The sequence below is a fragment of the Methylomonas sp. ZR1 genome, from assembly GCF_013141865.1.
Taxonomy (GTDB): domain Bacteria; phylum Pseudomonadota; class Gammaproteobacteria; order Methylococcales; family Methylomonadaceae; genus Methylomonas.
On the sequence record NZ_RCST01000001.1, the window covers coordinates 4,612,722 to 4,629,080 of the forward strand.

General features: G+C 53.7%; 12 protein-coding genes. All 12 read left to right on the forward strand.

Going from position 1 to position 16,359, the window contains the following annotated elements; translation table 11 throughout:
- The 12 genes from tssF (at nt 1) to DDY07_RS21015 (ending at nt 16,261) form a co-directional block, all read left to right on the forward strand.
- Nucleotides 1-1,887, forward strand: a complete 1,887-nt coding sequence (gene tssF / locus DDY07_RS20960; RefSeq protein ID WP_171697307.1) for a type VI secretion system baseplate subunit TssF — start codon at nt 1-3, stop codon at nt 1,885-1,887.
- Complete coding sequence (tssG, locus tag DDY07_RS20965) at nt 1,869-2,924, forward strand: type VI secretion system baseplate subunit TssG (RefSeq protein WP_101053073.1); 1,056 nt, start codon at nt 1,869-1,871, stop codon at nt 2,922-2,924. Before tssF ends, tssG begins: the two co-directional genes overlap by 19 nt.
- Before the next feature lie 33 nt (nt 2,925-2,957).
- Nucleotides 2,958-5,657, forward strand: a complete 2,700-nt coding sequence (gene tssH, locus DDY07_RS20970; protein WP_171697308.1) for a type VI secretion system ATPase TssH — start codon at nt 2,958-2,960, stop codon at nt 5,655-5,657.
- A 36-nt stretch (nt 5,658-5,693) separates the two neighbouring features.
- Complete coding sequence (locus DDY07_RS20975) at nt 5,694-6,257, forward strand: hypothetical protein (RefSeq protein ID WP_171697309.1); 564 nt, start codon at nt 5,694-5,696, stop codon at nt 6,255-6,257.
- Nucleotides 6,258-6,721: 464 nt separating this feature from the next.
- Complete coding sequence (locus tag DDY07_RS20980) at nt 6,722-7,255, forward strand: papain-like cysteine protease family protein (RefSeq protein ID WP_171697310.1); 534 nt, start codon at nt 6,722-6,724, stop codon at nt 7,253-7,255.
- 196 nt (nt 7,256-7,451) lie between these two features.
- The gene (locus DDY07_RS20985) at nt 7,452-7,712 is read left to right on the forward strand and encodes a hypothetical protein (protein WP_171697311.1); all 261 of its coding nucleotides are present in this window, start codon (nt 7,452-7,454) and stop codon (nt 7,710-7,712) included.
- A gap of 203 nt (nt 7,713-7,915) precedes the next feature.
- Complete coding sequence (locus DDY07_RS20990; RefSeq protein ID WP_171697312.1) at nt 7,916-8,224, forward strand: hypothetical protein; 309 nt, start codon at nt 7,916-7,918, stop codon at nt 8,222-8,224.
- Nucleotides 8,225-8,294: 70 nt separating this feature from the next.
- Entirely contained in the window at nt 8,295-8,888 is a 594-nt protein-coding gene (locus DDY07_RS20995; RefSeq protein WP_033159211.1) for a hypothetical protein, read from the forward strand.
- Between the two features lie 10 nt (nt 8,889-8,898).
- Nucleotides 8,899-9,192: a PAAR domain-containing protein gene (locus DDY07_RS21000; RefSeq protein WP_033159210.1), complete on the forward strand. Its 294-nt coding sequence runs from the start codon at nt 8,899-8,901 to the stop codon at nt 9,190-9,192.
- Nucleotides 9,193-9,238: 46 nt separating this feature from the next.
- Complete coding sequence (locus DDY07_RS21005; RefSeq protein ID WP_033159209.1) at nt 9,239-11,191, forward strand: type VI secretion system Vgr family protein; 1,953 nt, start codon at nt 9,239-9,241, stop codon at nt 11,189-11,191.
- A gap of 152 nt (nt 11,192-11,343) precedes the next feature.
- Nucleotides 11,344-15,726 (forward strand): RHS repeat-associated core domain-containing protein, encoded by a 4,383-nt coding sequence (locus DDY07_RS21010; protein ID WP_253734562.1) that lies wholly within the window; start codon nt 11,344-11,346, stop codon nt 15,724-15,726.
- Nucleotides 15,727-15,733: 7 nt separating this feature from the next.
- The gene (locus tag DDY07_RS21015; protein WP_171697313.1) at nt 15,734-16,261 is read left to right on the forward strand and encodes a hypothetical protein; all 528 of its coding nucleotides are present in this window, start codon (nt 15,734-15,736) and stop codon (nt 16,259-16,261) included.
- The last annotated feature ends 98 nt before the right edge of the window (nt 16,262-16,359 follow it).

Below are 16,359 nucleotides of genomic sequence, written 5' to 3' on the forward strand. Positions count from 1 at the left end.
ATGGATCCCCGGCTGCTTAAATACTATAACCGCGAGTTGCAATACGTCCGTGAAGTAGGCGCGGAGTTTGCCGCAGAGTTTCCGAAAATAGCCAATCGCTTGGGCTTGGATACTTTCGAATGTTCCGACCCGTATGTAGAGCGCTTATTCGAAGGCTTCGCTTTTATGGCGGCTCGGGTGCAATTGAAGGTCGACTCCGAGTTTCCCAACTTTACCCAGCAATTATTGCAGATTATCTATCCGCACTATTTGTCGGCTACGCCATCGATGACGGTGGTGGAGATGAGACCCGATTTTGCCGAAGCGGCTCTGGCAGACGGGATCACGATAGCCAAGGATACGGTGTTGCGCAGCCAGATCGCCAGAGGCGAACAAACGGCCTGCGAGTACCGTACTGCGCAAGACTTGCAACTGTTACCGTTGCAGATAGGCCAAATTGAATATCTGCCGAGTCTGGCTGCCGTGTCCAGTCGCGGCTTGACGGCCAAACATTTTCGCGGACCGGTCAAAGCGGCCTTACGTATCGTCTTGAATAGTGTGGGCGGTTTAAAGTTCAACGAAATCGCCCTGGACCGGCTGCCGTTGTTTCTGCGCGGTGTCGGCAATATCCCGTATCGCTTGTACGAACAACTGTTGGCAAATGTAAGCGGCATCGTCGGCAGTTTCCATAACGGGGTCTCGACGGAAATTCGCACGCTGTCTGCTGGGGGGGTACGCGGTCTGGGGTTCGAACCGGACGAGGCTTTACTCAGACAGACGCCGCGCTCGTTCGACGGTTATCGAATATTGCAGGAATATTTCGCATTCCCGGACCGTTACCTGTTTGTCGAACTCGGTGGACTGGGAGAGCTAGCAAGTAACTGTGACAGTGAACAGATTGAGTTGTTCGTGCTATTCGACCGCAGCGAACCGCAACTGATTAATGTGTTGGATCAGAACAATTTGGCCTTGTTCTGCGTGCCGGCTATCAATTTGTTCCCTAAACGTGCCGACCGGATCCATATCGACCAGCGTCAGTCTGAATATCACATCGTGGTGGATCGCAGTAGGCCGATGGATTATGAAGTGCATAGCGTCAATGAAGCCACCGGTTTCGGTGCCGATCAGGAGAGCGAACAGGCCTTTCTGCCTTTTTACGGTTCTAAAGCGTCCTACCAGCACGCCGGGGAAACTGCGTTTTTCAGCTTACGGCGATTGAATCGCGTGCTGTCTTCAAATCAACGTCGCAAGGGCGTGCGTTCCAGTTATATCGGCAGCGAAGTTTTTGTGTCCTTGGTCGATGCGGCCCAGGCGCCGTATTCCGGCAAGTTGGCGCAATTGGGGCTGGATACCTTATGTACCAATCGTGATTTGCCGCTGGTGATGCCGGTAGGCCAAGGTGATACCGATTTTACCTTGCAAGTTAGTGCGCCGGTGAAATCGGTGCGTTGTATCGCCGGCCCGACCCGGCCGCTGCCGGCTGCGTATGAGGCGGATACTGTGTGGCGCCTGATCAATCATTTGTCACTGAACTATCTGTCGCTGCTGGATACCGATGCCAAGAGCGGTGCGGCGGCATTGCGTGAATTGTTGGGCCTGTATGCCGACCAGCGCGAACCGGCCATCAAGAAACAGGTTGAGGGCGTGCTTTCCGTTGCTGCGAAAAATGTGGTCAGACGAATTGATGCCAAGGGGCCGATGGTGTTTGGGCGCGGCTTGGAAATTACCGTCATGCTGGACGAGTCGGCGTTTGAAGGTGGCGGCTATTTTCTGTTGGCAACGGTATTGGAGCGGTTTTTCGCTCGGTATGTATCGATCAATTCTTTCGTCGAGACGGTGATACGTACCAGCGACCGCGGTGAAGTGGCGCGTTGGCCTGCGAGGATGGGATGTCGCCACACGATTTAATCGGTGAATTGACGAAGGATGCGTCGCGCTTCGATTTTTTCGAGGCGGTGCGGTTAATCGAATGTCTGAATAGCGATAAGCCGCGTTTCGGTACCAGTGTAAAAGCGGCTGACGATGCCGTGCGTTTTTCCCAGGAGCCGGAACTGGAATTTCCTGCTACCGCTGTCGATTACTATTCGCCGGGCGGGACGGGGCTGGGTAAACCGAGATTGGCGGTGAATTTTATGGGTTTGTTCGGTCCCAACGGCCCGCTGCCGCTGCATTTGACCGAGTATGCCCGAGAACGGCAGCGCCACCATCACGATCCGACCTTTGCTCGTTTTGCCGATGTTTTTCATCATCGCATGATTAGTTTGTTTTACCGGGCCTGGGCCAATGCCCGCCCGGAAGTGCATTACGACCGGCCGGATACAGACCGCTTTGGTTTTTACGTGGGTGCCATGCTGGGTATTTCCGGGGCGCCGTTTCAGAACCGGGACGCACTGACCGACCGAGGCAAATTGTTTTATGCCGGGCATTTTGCCGCGCAGACCAAACATCCAGGGGGTTTACAGGCCATTGTCTCGGATATTTTTAAAGTGCCGGTCCGCGTCGCCGAATTTGTTGGCGAATGGATGGACATTCAACCCCGTGAGCAAACTCGTTTGGGCTGGAGCAAAGACACCTGTTCTCTGGGGAGCTCTGTTGTGATCGGCGCTAGCGTTTGGGGTTGCCAGCATAAGTTTCGTGTCGTTATCGGGCCGTTGCGTCGCAGCCTATATTTGGCCTTGCTGCCGGGTGGGGCGTTATTGCCCAAGTTGGTGGCCATCGTCCGCAATTATGTCGGCGACGAAATGGTCTGGGACGCACAATTGATTTTGGAAAAAGCCGAAGTACCGGAAGAGCTGGCCTTAGGAAAACCCGAAACGACCGGCGCGAATAGTATGAACGGCGATGCGCAATTGGGTTGGAGTACTTGGTTGGGACCGCGCCGCGGTGCAGGCGATGCCGATGATTTAACGCTTAATCCGTTTATACAGGCTGATGCTGCCTGCTGAACCACACTTAAACTTTAGCGAGGAATAAACACCATGGCGGAAATTAGCCGAGTCAAGTTGTTTGGGAAATTGAACAAGGTTTGTTACAAAGCCGTCGAGGGTGCGACGGTGTTTTGCAAACTAAGAGGCAACCCCTATGTCGAGTTGGTGCATTGGTTAAGCCAACTGCTACAACTGCAAGACTCCGATTTGCACCGCTTGGTGAAGCATTACGGTTTGGATGCCTCGGTGATTGCCAAGGACGTGACTAACGCGCTGGACCGCTTGCCGCGCGGTTCTACGGCTATTTCCGATTTTTCGCCGCATATCGAGGATAGTGTCGAACGCGGCTGGGTCTTCGGCACATTGTTGTTCGGTGAGTCTCAGGTGCGCAGCGGCCATTTATTGGTCGGTATGTTGAAAACCAAATCCTTGCGCAACGAGTTGCTGGGAATTTCCAAAGAGTTCGAAAAACTCAAACCGGATACGGTTTCCGACGAGTTGCCGAAGATTGTGTCCGGTTCACCCGAAGATGGATTGGTTGCCAATGATGGTTCGCTGGTTGGCGCTACGCCCGGCGAAGCCAGCGGTGCGATTGCACCGGCAGCGATGGGCAAGCAGGAGGCGCTGAAACAATTTACCGTTGACCTGACCGAGCAGGCGCGTAACGGCAAAATAGATCCTATCGTGGGCCGTGAGGAAGAGATTCGGCAGGTCATCGATATTCTGATGCGCCGCCGGCAGAACAATCCGATTCTGACCGGTGAGGCCGGTGTCGGCAAAACCGCAGTCGTCGAAGGCTTTGCGCTGAAGATCGTCGCCGGCGACGTGCCGCCGTCATTACGCGATGTGAGCTTGCGGACTTTGGATGTCGGCTTGTTGCAAGCCGGCGCCAGTATGAAAGGCGAATTCGAAAACCGCCTGCGGCAAGTCATCGAAGAAGTGCAAGCCTCGCCAAAACCCATTATTCTGTTTATCGACGAAGCCCATACCTTGGTCGGTGCGGGCGGCGCGGCAGGTACCGGCGATGCGGCCAATCTATTAAAACCGGCGCTGGCACGCGGTCAATTGCGTACCGTGGCGGCCACTACCTGGGCGGAATATAAAAAACATATCGAAAAAGACCCGGCCTTGACCCGACGTTTTCAGGTCGTGCAAGTGTTGGAGCCTAGCGAAGCTAAAGCCATCGGCATGATGCGCGGCGTGGTCTCGGTGCAGGAAAAACATCACCAGGTGTTGATTCTGGATGAAGCGCTGGAAGCGGCCGTCAAACTATCCCATCGCTATATCCCGGCCCGACAATTACCGGACAAGGCCGTCAGTTTACTGGACACCGCCTGTGCCCGGGTCGGCATCAGCCAACACGCGGTGCCCGCCGAAGTGGACGACTGCCGTAAACGCATAGAAGCTTTGGAAACTGAGTTGGCGATTATCGGCCGGGAAAAAGCCGTCGGTGTCGAAGTGGCTGCGCGGGAGCAAGTGGCTAACGAAAAATTGGCTGCCGAACAGGAACGGCTGGCTGGTCTGGAACAGCGTTGGAATGCCGAGAAGGAATTGGTCGGCAAGATTTTGGAATTGCGCGGCAAACTCAGATCGGCTGGACACGCTGTCGATACAGCCGAACCGGCGGAAGGCGATGCTGGTAGCGAAGCCAATGATCGCGACGCCTGGCTGACCGAATTAAAAGCCTTGCAGGCTCAACTCCACGCACAACAAGGCGAGTCGCCGCTAATTTTGCCAACCGTCGATCAGCAGGCTGTAGGCGCTGTTGTGCAAGATTGGACCGGCATTCCGGTTGGCCGGATGGTCAAAAATGAAATCGAAACGGTACTGAAGCTGCCGGATTTGCTGGAGCAGCGCATCATCGGCCAACGCCACGCACTGGAGATGATAGCCAAGCGCATCCAGACTTCGCGCGCCGGGCTGGATAATCCGAACAAGCCCATCGGCGTATTCATGCTGGCCGGTACTTCCGGTGTGGGTAAGACCGAAACCGCGTTGGCGCTAGCCGAAACCTTATATGGCGGCGAGCAAAACGTCATCACCATCAACATGAGCGAATACCAGGAAGCGCATACCGTTTCCACCCTGAAAGGCGCGCCTCCGGGCTATGTCGGTTACGGCGAAGGTGGGGTGTTGACCGAAGCGGTAAGGCGCCGCCCCTACAGCGTGGTATTGCTGGACGAAGTGGAAAAAGCCCACCCCGATGTGCACGAGATATTCTTCCAGGTGTTCGACAAAGGCTGGATGGAAGACGGCGAAGGTCGGGTGATAGATTTCAAAAATACCTTGATCTTGCTGACCACCAATGCCGGCACCGACCTGATTGCCAACTTGTGCAAAGACCCGGATTTAATGCCGGAGCCGGAAGGCATTGCCAAGGCTTTGCGCGAACCCTTGTTAAAAGTGTTTCCGCCTGCGTTGCTGGGTCGTTTGGTAGTGATTCCGTACTACCCGCTCAACGACGAAATGATAGGCGCAATCGCCCGGTTGCAATTGGGCCGAATCAAAAAGCGCGTCGAAGAATCGCACAAAGTCCCGTTCAGTTACGACGACGAAGTCATCAAACTGATTGCCAGTCGCTGCACTGAGTTGGAAAGCGGCGGACGGATGATAGACGCCATTTTGACCAATACCGTGTTGCCGAAGATTAGCGAGGAGTTTTTAACAAGGATGATGGAGGGCCGCGAGATTGGGCGGGTACATGTGCAGGTTATTGGTGGGGAGTTTGGCTATGACTTTGAATCTTTGTAATGCGAATACTAAGAATTTTTTATAAGGGAGGTTGAGATGCCAGTATCTAAAAGTGATGCAATCGCGGCAGCCAAGGCGCTTAACGGCTCTGTCAATGCTGTAGTCAATAATGCTAAGTACCATGACAAGAGTCATTGGAGCAAGCAGAACGCGATTGCTGCCTTGAATTACAAACCGGTGTGTGGCTACTACTGGAGAAAAGAGGTCAAGGAAAAGTGGACCAAAAAGGGAGATCAAAGCGATTCAACGTATGAAAAGCCCACGCCCAAGAAGCTCAAGCTGTATACACAGGCGAAGGAAATATCCTTCCACGCTGTCGGGATAAACGATTGCTGGAGGCTCCTTAGCCATGCCTTGGGGCAGGCTTCGATAAGTAATGGTGAATTCAGGGAGGGAGATGCCGGCACACGAGTTGTTGTTGCTACGGAGTTTCCTGAGGGATACGGGGGGTGGACCCTTTACAATGATGAAAGAGGGGACACGCCTTGTGATTATATCGCCGTAGTGATTGAAACAGGCGGCGGAGCGGCCAACGCGCAAATAGTGACGCACTTTCCCGCATCCAAAAACTACATAGACGGCAAAGCCGTATTGAAATAACAGCTCGGTCTTCTTCTAAAGGTTGCGTATTGGGCTGATTGGCGAGCCGTTCTTGCTCATCAGGCTTTATGTGTATGAGTTTGTACATGTTTTTGGATAAATGGATTAGGCATGCTCCGAAACAAAGGCAGATAACATGAGGTTTTCTGCTTATGTTTGGAGAGTGTGTTTCAGGCACGAAAACTGAACATACATGGAAAGTGCGCGAACTGGCTGCAAGTTTTTTAAAACGTTCGTAAAGTGGTTTTGCCGAACGAGAATCCGCCAGAGGATAGGCTGGCTGCAATTTGTTCAGGCTGTTTTCTCAAACCGTATGGATTTATTTTTAGATTGGATAGCGATTTGCTGTCGTGAAACTGCCTTACGGATTAAATCCGTTTTTTATTGGTAGCCGATAAGGCTATTTTTGGGGCTAAACCAACTGGGGCACCCCCATTAGTTTGTTATAAATTTGGAGAACTGCCATGTCTTTTTATTTAGATGTACCTTTTGTAACGCAACTCGGCATTGGCGCACATGTCGATCCCGCCACAGCTAGAGATGACCCTACTGGGTGCTGGTATGCTAGTTTATGTATGGTGGGTTATTACTTTGAAGCAGGCCCTCGTTTAGGAAATCCTGAGTTATTCAAGAAGCCACTTGATAAAAATATTCACGGCACAGATGTTGGTCATTTTCCTATTGGCGGCGCTGCTGAATTGAAAATGATGCAGAACGAAGGGTTGGAAGAAGTTCCTGAGCCCGCTGACAAAAAATGGAAAGGTTGGCAGCTTGCTACACTGCTTAAGGAATATGGACCATTGATGATGTCGTGGAGAGCTCCTGGGGCGCATGTTTCCGTTGTCATCGGTGTGGACACTGATAAGAATCAAGTCATCTATCACGATCCAGAAAATGCGCCAAACTCTCGGATGTCGTTAAATGATTTCAACACTAAGTTAATGTGGGGAAATCGAGCATTGATACGTAGGAAAGGTCAGCCACACCAAAAAAGGTAAAAGTGCCGTAGGTTCGAATAGTGATACATATTCTGACGAATTTAGAGTCTTCATTATTCGGAGCTCCGCGGGCTGTCAAATTAGCAATGCCGAAGTTTGGATTTTTTTGGAGTATGAGTAGGTGCGTCGCATCTTTGAAAACTTGGTGATAAGTAGTGCCCTTTGGTTTTCTACGTAAATTCCCTTTGTACTAAAGATGACACATTTAAATTCAGTCAATGATTTGCGGGAATATATTAAGGGGCTGGGGGAGTTTCGGGCTCGGCCTATTGTTGCCGGACAGCATCCGACTTTGTATTTGGATCAAAGTCAAGGAGCTATAATTAAAGGCATACGAGAAAAAGATTATCTTTTTTCGCCGTGCAAAAACTGGGTGGAACCGCATGAACAAATGGGGCTTTTATTTTCGGCTGAATGGAATCATTTAAAAGATCGGATCACATTAAAACGTAAATAGAATAAAGATAAGTCGATTGATATTAACTGGTTATTGGCGAGCTTTGAATTGCCGGCAGGGCTAAAGTTTGTACAAGATACTCGGGATAATCAGCACTATTTGTTAACAGTTACCGAGCGTATGACCATCGACGCCTTAGTGGCAAAATTATTGATGATTGCCGATAGAATGGCAGTATATCCGCATGTGGAAAGGTTCTTGAAATGATTGCCTACAAGTATCCTGAGGAAAAAGAAATACTCATGCACTATGCTCATAAACTACAAGCAAATGGCATCATCGAGATTATTGACAAAGGATATGTAAAAAACGCCCACGAGGCCAAACTGCTGACGGCATTTTTCTGGCAGATGGTCGACGAGTCGGTTAAAGATGCTGAGCAAGGTGTGGATGCCGCGGGTCATCGCGATCTTCAAGCCTATGATGAGTACATCATGAACACACTAAGATCTTATCTGGTTAACGCCGGATATGAAAAAGAATGGAGTGACGATGATGGGTCTGCGCAGTGAGAGAAACTGCATAATAAGCTGAACGGTTTTTCGATTTATATTTGAAAGGTGAACGGAAAGTGGGGAATACATGGCTGGCGCAGTGTCATTAACTAAAGTATCGATACCTAAAGCCTCGGCGATTTGCCAGGATATTCAACTGGATCAGCAGGCAACTGCAGGCCTACTTGCCGACCCTGCGCCGGTTGATTTTTTGAATAAATTGCTCGAACAGCAACTTTATCCCGATGCCGTGCGTTTTATGGCCAGAGCGTTACCCAAGCGCGAAGCGACCTGGTGGGCCTGCCTTTCTGCGCGCAGTGTGGTGAGCCCGCAAACGCCCCCTGAAGTCGTTAAAGCGCTCGATGCCGCAGAGTTGTGGGTATTTAAGCCAACCGAGCCGAATCGCCGGGCCGCTAATGCTGCCGCTCACAGCGCATCTTTCGAAAACCCTGCCGCATGGGCAGCCATGGCCGCGTTTTGGAGTGATGGCAGTATGGCGCCGGAAGACGCACCATCGGTTCCTCCTGCGGATAATCTGACGGCCAAGGCGGTGGCAGGGGCGGTAATGTTGGCGGCGGTATTGACTCAGCCGGAAAAGGCCTATGAGAAATACCAATTTTTTATCGATCAGGCTATTGATATTGCCAACGGCGGTAACGGCCGACTTTGGCAGGCGGCTTAAGGAGATTACGATGGGACAGCCGGCTGCACGTATAACTGACATGCATGTTTGTCCAATGTTTACGGGACCGGTCCCGCATGTCGGTGGCCCGATTTTGCCTCCTGGTGCGCCCACGGTAATGATAGGCAAAATGCCGGCCGCACGCGCTACCGACATGGCGACATGCGTCGGGCCGCCAGATACCATCGCAAAAGGGTCGACAACCGTGATGATAGCCAACATGCCGGCCGCCAGGATGGGTGATATGTGCGCCCATGGCGGCACCATTATCCTCGGTTACCCTACGGTACTGATCGGTGGCTGACGCCGGCTTTATCTCAAAATTATCGTTTTAGCGTTAGGATTTCACCATGCCACTTTCTCAAGAATCTCGCACCGCTTCGGTGGTGACAGCCGCCGGTGCGGATACCTTTGTGCTGTATCGGATGACTGGTAAAGAACAATTGAGCAGTTTGTTCGAGTACGAGTTGGAATTGCTGAGCGAGAACGGCGATATTGATCTGCAAACGGTGTTGGGCACCAGCATTACCGTTAAATTGCAACTGGATAACGGTGCGCTACGCCCGTTCAACGGCATTGTCACGCAGATTAACCAATTCGGTATGCTCGGCGACCTGTATTTCTACCGAGCTATTGTGCATCCGAAAGTGTGGTTACTGACGCAAGCCAGTAACTGCCGGGTTTTATCGCCGGCGCCGGCAACCAAAAATGTACCGGACATGGTCAAGGCTGTCCTCGCCGAGCATGGTTATACCGACGTAACGACAAAATTTTCCACCACCTACCAGCCCCGCGATTTTTGCGTACAGTATCGGGAGACCGACTTCAATTTTATTAGCCGGCTGCTAGAAGAAGAAGGTATCTACTATTACTTCACGCATACCGACAGCATTCATTCGCTAGTGTTGTGCGATGACATTACCAAGTTGGCGGCAGCGACACCGGCCACGGTCAAATACTACCCTGCCGCAAACCAGGGCGGGCGCGACGAGGAGCATTTTTATGAATGGCGGCTTGGACGGCAAATTCGTTCCGGCAGTTACCGCTTAAAGGATTTCGATTTCGAGGCGACAACCGCGCCTTTGGACAAAGTCAAAGATTTGCCTGGCGAACATGCTCAAGCCAGCAAAACCGTCTACGACTATCCGGGGGAGTTCAAAGTAGACAGCGAGGGTGAGCGATACTCGCGCCTGCGCATGGAAGAGCTACGCGCGGAGCACGAGCAAACCGTTGCGCTCGGCAATTTGCGCACGCTGGCGGTAGGACAAAAATTCACCTTGTCGGAATTTCCGCGCGCCGATCAAAACCGTGAATATCTGACGGTATCCACCCAATTCCAGATCCAAAACAACGACTACGGTATTGCCGAAGCGGGCGGCATGGACGAGTTTCAATGTACCTATTCCGTTATCAGTACCGAATACGCCTACCGTCCGCCTCGGCGTACCCGTGTGCCGGTAGTGCAGGGTGTGCAAACCGCCATAGTCGTCGGCGGCAGCGGCGACGAAATCCTGACCGATCAATATGGCCGGGTTAAGGTGCAATTTCACTGGGATCGGCTTGGCACAAAAAATGAAAATAGCTCATTTTGGGTGCGGGTTGCGCAGATTTGGGCCGGCAATAATTGGGGATCGATGTTTATTCCGCGCGTCGGCCAGGAAGTGATCGTCGATTTTCTGGAAGGCAATCCGGACAATCCCATCATCACCGGGCGCGTGTATAACGCCCAACAAATGCCGCCTTATAGCTTGGATGCCAACAAAACCCAAAGCGGGATCAAAACCCGCAGCACGCCTAATGGGGCGGCTGAAAATTTCAACGAAATTCGCTTCGAAGACAAGAAAGGTAACGAAGAGCTCTACATGCACGCCGAGAAAAACTTTACGCGCATTGTTGAAAACAACGACGTGCAAAAAATCGGCTTTGAGAAAAAAGATGCCGGCGACCAAACCGTGGACATCTACAATCACCGCACCATCACGCTGGATCAAGGCAACGACAAATTGACGGTCAAGACCGGCAATCACACCGTGGAAATCGACAAAGGCAACGACAGTTTGACCGTCACCCAAGGGAACCGGACCGTCAAAGTCAACGCCGGCAGCATTTCCGAAGAAGCCGGGCAGTCCATAGAGCTTAAAGTGGGCTCCAACAGCATTAAAATCGACAATAGTGGCGTCACGATCAAAGGCATGACCGTTAAAATCCAGGCAGACACCCAGGCCGAATTGAAGGGCTTGCAGACCACGGTGAGTGGCGATGGCATGCTGACCCTTAAAGGCGGGATGGTGATGATCAACTGATGATCATTTTTTCCGCCGCGCGAAACCAACCGGATAGAGTAAGGATAATGCTGGAATACTACAGGGATAAGGGACGCCGGGCCGGCGTCGAGCTGGGTCGCGACGACAATGCGTCCATCCAGACTACAGCGTGTGCCTGGATGGAGGTATAGATGGCCGGATGGAAAGATCCCAGGCCAACGGGCTCCGAGATCCGGCCGCGCAACATCGATGCCGGCACGACGATCCGCGATGCTACGCCACGGCCGACACCCATAGGCGTATTACCCGGACAACCGGCCAAGGCAGCACCGCGCATAGTACCGACTCGTAGCGGTTTACCGACATTAAAGCCGGGCTCGCAAGGTGCTGAGGTTCGGCAGTTGCAAGGCTTACTTAACGCCTGTCTTAGTCCATCGCCAAACTTGGTCCTTGATGGGCGGTTTGCTCAGGCTACCGCGAATGCCGTGCGCCAGTATCAACAAAGCGTCGGCATTAACGCTGACGGTATCGTCGGTAAAGACACCTGGTTTTATCTGCTGAAGGGGGACAAAGCGAAAGTCGCTGCGCCGATGCCTCCATCGCCACCCGCAACTGCCAGTAGTAGCGCAGTCCAACCGGCTCCTGCACCTAATATGCCTATGCCGATACCGGTGGAAACGGTGGGGAGCTGGACGCTGGAGCGCAAATTCTCCGAAGCCTTGCGTTTAACCGCACCCAAACTGCCCGGCAGTATGCGCCGCGAGTTTGAAGCGCTGCTCAGTCCGGAAAGCTTGGCGATCATGGCCGCAACATTGGTTATTTGGGCTGGCGCCCACGTGTTTGGCGTTGGCGAAATCGTCGATATTCTGATGCTGGTCGGCGGCATCCTGATGTTCGGGCTCGCGGTATTCGGCGTCGCCCGCGACCTGGGCGAATTTTTGGCGATCACCGCCACTGCCGGAAACGAACAAGATCTAGACGAAGCTGCCACGCATCTGGCAGACGCCATCGCGGTGATCGGTGTTGCGGCCTTCGTCGCGCTGTTGGCAAAAGTGCGTTCTTTACGCGGAAAAAAAGGCTTGGCCCGCGAATCGGGAGCCGCCTCGGAAGCAGTAACGCCATCGCAAGCAACCGGCAAATCGGCATCCGGTAAAGCGCCGGCTCGCGCGGGTGCGGCGGCGGAGGGAGAAGCCGCCGGCGGGGCCTCCACCTCTAAACAAACCGCATGTCCGGGCAAGGATTGCAAAACCGCCGGCGAGCCGATCAGCATGCTCACCGGCGAGGAAATGCTGGAAAAAATCGACTTTACTTGGGATGGCCCATTGCCCTTGGCTTGGCGGCGTTATTACCGTAGCAGCCAATCCGATGTCGATCATCAATTGGGTTACGGCTGGCTGACGCCTTTGGACGAGTGGCTGGAAATCGGCGAGCGCGTGACGTTCTGCAATGCCGATGGTCAGCGTATCGATTTGCCCTTGCCCAAGCCAGGAGCCCATAGCATTAATCTGCCGGAACAGGTTCGCTTGTACCGGGAAAACGGCCAGTATCGCATCGTCGATCCTAGCGGCTTAGCAAGAACCTTCACCGGTCGTTCTGGCCGTTGCCCTCTGCGGGCCTGGCACAACAGCCAGGGCCAAAGCCTGTATTTTCACCGCGACGCCAACGGCGACGTCGAGCGCATCTCCGCCAGCTGGAACAAGCATTTACTGTTGGAACGCCAAGGCCGGCGCATCGTTTCTATTCGTCCCGGCAAACGTGTCGGAAGCGGATTCGAAGCGGCCGGCGTGCCGCTGGTAAATTATCTTTATAGCGAAGAAGGCGATTTAATCGGTGCTCGCGACCGGCTTGAGCAAGGCGAAACCTACGCCTATCGCAACCACGTTATCGCCCGCCGCATCCTGCCCAGCGGCTTTAACTTTTATTTCGAATGGGATCAAGACACGCCGCAAGGCAAATGCCTGCACAACTGGGGCGATAACGGCGTTTACGATTACCGTTTCGAATGGTTGCCGGACGGCGTCAGCCATGCCATCGACTCGCGCGGTGGCGTCGCGGTGTATCGCCACGATCCGCAAGGTTTGTTGCTCCTGGAGCGCAGCCCGGAAGGCCGGGAAACCCGCCATAGCTACAACGCCGACAATCAACTGGCGCAAACCGTGGCACCGGACGGCGGCGTCACCCGCTTTAACTACGATAACGAAGGCCGTCTGATCGGCGTCTCCGATGCGCTGGGTTTTAGTCAGCGCGTCAAATACGACAAACAAGGCCGTCCGGTCGAACTGATCGATGCCTTGGATCAGCGCTGGCTGCGCCGCTACGACGCTAGCGGCCGCCTGGAAGAAACCGTCGCCGCCAACGGCGCGGTCACCCACTACCAATACAACGCCCAAGGCGTGCCGGTGCGTATCACCGATGCACTGGGCCGCACCCGCTCGCTGTTGTGGGACGAACAGTTGCGCCTGGTCGGCGAGATCGGCTTTGAGGGCATCAAGACCCGCTACCAATACGATGATGATGATCGTATCGTCGCCATCGTCGATCAAGACAAACGCACCACCCGTTACGGCTACGACGCGGCCGGCCGCGTTATCGCAGTGCAACACGCGGACGGCAGCACCGTGCAACTGCGCTACAACGCCGCCGGTTTATTGACCCATTACATCGACGGCCTGGGCCACACCACCGAATACCGCTACGACGACGGCCTGTCCCAACCCACCGCCCGCATCGATCCGCTGGGCCACGAAATGCGTTATCGCTACGACAGCGAACGCAACCTGATCGGCCTGATCAACCCCAAAGGCGAAACCTACAGCCTTAACTACGACCACGACGAAAACCTCGTCGAAGAAATCGGCTTCGACGGCCGCATCCAACGCTACCGCTACAACGCCGCCGGCGCGCTGGAAGCCTACCTGCAACCCGGCGCCGACGGCGATTGGAGCGTCACCCGCTTCGAACGCGACCGCCTCGGCCGGCTGCTGAAAAAACACGCCGCCGACGGCAGTCTGAGCCAATACGGCTACGATCCGCTGGGCCGCTTGCAACTAGCCAAAAATGCCGACAGCCTGGTGCTTTTGGGTTACAACGCCCTGGGCCAGATCAACCAGGAAAACCAGAACGGCACCATCGTCCGCCACAAATACGACCTGCTGGGCCGGCGCATCCACACCGAAACCCCGGACCGGCATCGCATCGACTACCGTTTCGGCGAGCGCTACCTGGACAGCATCGAATTCGACGGCCAAACCCTGACCAGCCACCGTTACGACGAACTGGGCCGGGAAATCGGCCGTAGCCAAGGCCAACTCAACACCGACTACGACTACGATCCGCTGGGGCGCTTGTTGCGGCAACGCGCCGCGCTCAAAGGCCAAGCGGTGCTCATCGGTCGCCAGTACAGCTACGATGCGGCCGGCAAGCTCCGCGAACTGGACGACCTGCGCCAGGGCCGCAGCCAATACCACTACGATCCCGCCGCCCGCCTGATCCGCAGCGAAGGCCTCAGCCCGGAAAGCTTCGTCCACGACCCGGCCGGCAACCTGCTGGGCGCTAGTGCCGAAGCCGGCCGCGTCGAAGGCGACCGCTTGCTGATGATGGGCGACCGCCACTACAGCTACGACGCCGCCGGCAACCTGATCGAAGAAAAACGCGGCAAGGCCGGCCAAATCGTCACCCGCTACCAGTACGATAGCGACAACCGCCTGATTCGCGCCGAAACCCCGCAAGGAATCAGTGAATACCGCTACGACGCCCTGGGCCGGCGCATCGCCAAACACACCGCGCAAGGCGAAACCCGCTTTCAATACGACGGCCCGCGGTTGCTGGCGGAAACCGATAGCCAGCGCAGCCGTACCTACCTGTTTGAGCCCGGCAGTTTCCGGCCCTTGGCGCTGCACGAACAAGACAACACCCAAGCCAGCGGCAGCACCTACCACTACCACCTGGACCATCTCGGCACGCCCAGGGAGCTGACCGATACCGATGGCAGAATCGTCTGGTCCGCCCGCTACCGCGCCTACGGCAACCTGGCCCTGGCCGACGTCGAAACCATCGACAACCCGCTACGTTTCCAAGGCCAGTATTACGACCAAGAAACCGGTTTGCATTACAACCTTAACCGGTATTACGATCCGAATGCGGGGCGGTTTATTCATCAGGATCCGATTGGGTTGGAAGGCGGAAGTAACGTTTACCGGTATGCGCCTAATCCTTTGAATTGGATTGATCCTTTGGGTCTGACTGGAAAGGATTGTGGGGCGAAAAGAGGTCCCAAAACTGATCCTAACGCGCCGCACAATGCCAAAATTCGAGCTGAAGCAGCTCGACTTCAAGACGAGGGGAATACAATTCTCTCAGGTGGAGGCGGTAAGGAAGAGTTAATTGCAACCCCCGGAGGTATTAAGTCTGGGAGGCGTCCAGATATTTTGTATAGAACACCAGAAGGTGAAATACGTGCTACAAATGTTGGTAGAACCAAAGCTGATGGTAGCCCGGTTTCTCGGGAGATAGACGCGATGAAAGATTTGACCGATAAAGCAGGGATTCCAACCAATTTTGTTCCATACGATTAGGTGGTATATGGGAAGCTTATCTATACAGTTCCATGCGTTACCAGAAGAGGTCAACGACATGGTTATGGCAATAAGGTCTCTGGAAGGTTTAAATATAACGTTGATGGGGGGAACGCCTTTTCGCGCCGAAGCTTGGGATGGTAGAAGTCTCGCATTTGAAAATGCAGGCGAAATCAGCTTGGGTTTTACACTTTATCCCGTCGACTTAAATTGTGTAAGTCGCTACGACTTTGTAATCCACAACCCAAACGCGTTAGTTCTCGATGTTGGACAGTTGACGAAAGACGGGCTCAAACGATCATGGTTATCATGCAAAACTGACGATGAAGCTTCGTTGTCGAAATGGAAAGAATTTGCCACAATCATTAAGAAAAAAACAAAGTGTGGTGCTGTCGCAATAAATCCGCAAAGCGGAGAAACGTCGGTAATGAAGAGTCATCGATATACAGATGGTGCGCTGAGATTATTCCAATCAGGTGTTGATATGTTACCAGTAGGTGGTATTGTTCGTATCCAACTTGGAAATGCTAAATAGTCTGCGTAGTTAGGATTTGCGGAAGTGTAATGGTACAGAGGGAAGCTGATTCGTAACGAAACCCTGAATTAGCAAAGCTTTGCCGACTTGCTGCAGGT

Bases quoted from the DNA above. Each gene is read 5' to 3' on its own strand.
- DDY07_RS21010 (WP_253734562.1), top strand. From the start codon at position 11,344: ATGGCCGGATGGAAAGATCCCAGGCCAACGGGCTCCGAGATCCGGCCG.
- DDY07_RS20990 (WP_171697312.1), top strand. From the start codon at position 7,916: ATGATTGCCTACAAGTATCCTGAGGAAAAAGAAATACTCATGCACTAT.
- DDY07_RS21015 (WP_171697313.1), top strand. From the start codon at position 15,734: ATGGGAAGCTTATCTATACAGTTCCATGCGTTACCAGAAGAGGTCAAC.
- DDY07_RS20995 (WP_033159211.1), top strand. From the start codon at position 8,295: ATGGCTGGCGCAGTGTCATTAACTAAAGTATCGATACCTAAAGCCTCG.
- tssG (WP_101053073.1), top strand. From the start codon at position 1,869: ATGTCGCCACACGATTTAATCGGTGAATTGACGAAGGATGCGTCGCGC.
- DDY07_RS20985 (WP_171697311.1), top strand. From the start codon at position 7,452: ATGACACATTTAAATTCAGTCAATGATTTGCGGGAATATATTAAGGGG.
- tssF (WP_171697307.1), top strand. From the start codon at position 1: ATGGATCCCCGGCTGCTTAAATACTATAACCGCGAGTTGCAATACGTC.
- DDY07_RS21005 (WP_033159209.1), top strand. From the start codon at position 9,239: ATGCCACTTTCTCAAGAATCTCGCACCGCTTCGGTGGTGACAGCCGCC.
- DDY07_RS20975 (WP_171697309.1), top strand. From the start codon at position 5,694: ATGCCAGTATCTAAAAGTGATGCAATCGCGGCAGCCAAGGCGCTTAAC.
- DDY07_RS21000 (WP_033159210.1), top strand. From the start codon at position 8,899: ATGGGACAGCCGGCTGCACGTATAACTGACATGCATGTTTGTCCAATG.
- DDY07_RS20980 (WP_171697310.1), top strand. From the start codon at position 6,722: ATGTCTTTTTATTTAGATGTACCTTTTGTAACGCAACTCGGCATTGGC.
- tssH (WP_171697308.1), top strand. From the start codon at position 2,958: ATGGCGGAAATTAGCCGAGTCAAGTTGTTTGGGAAATTGAACAAGGTT.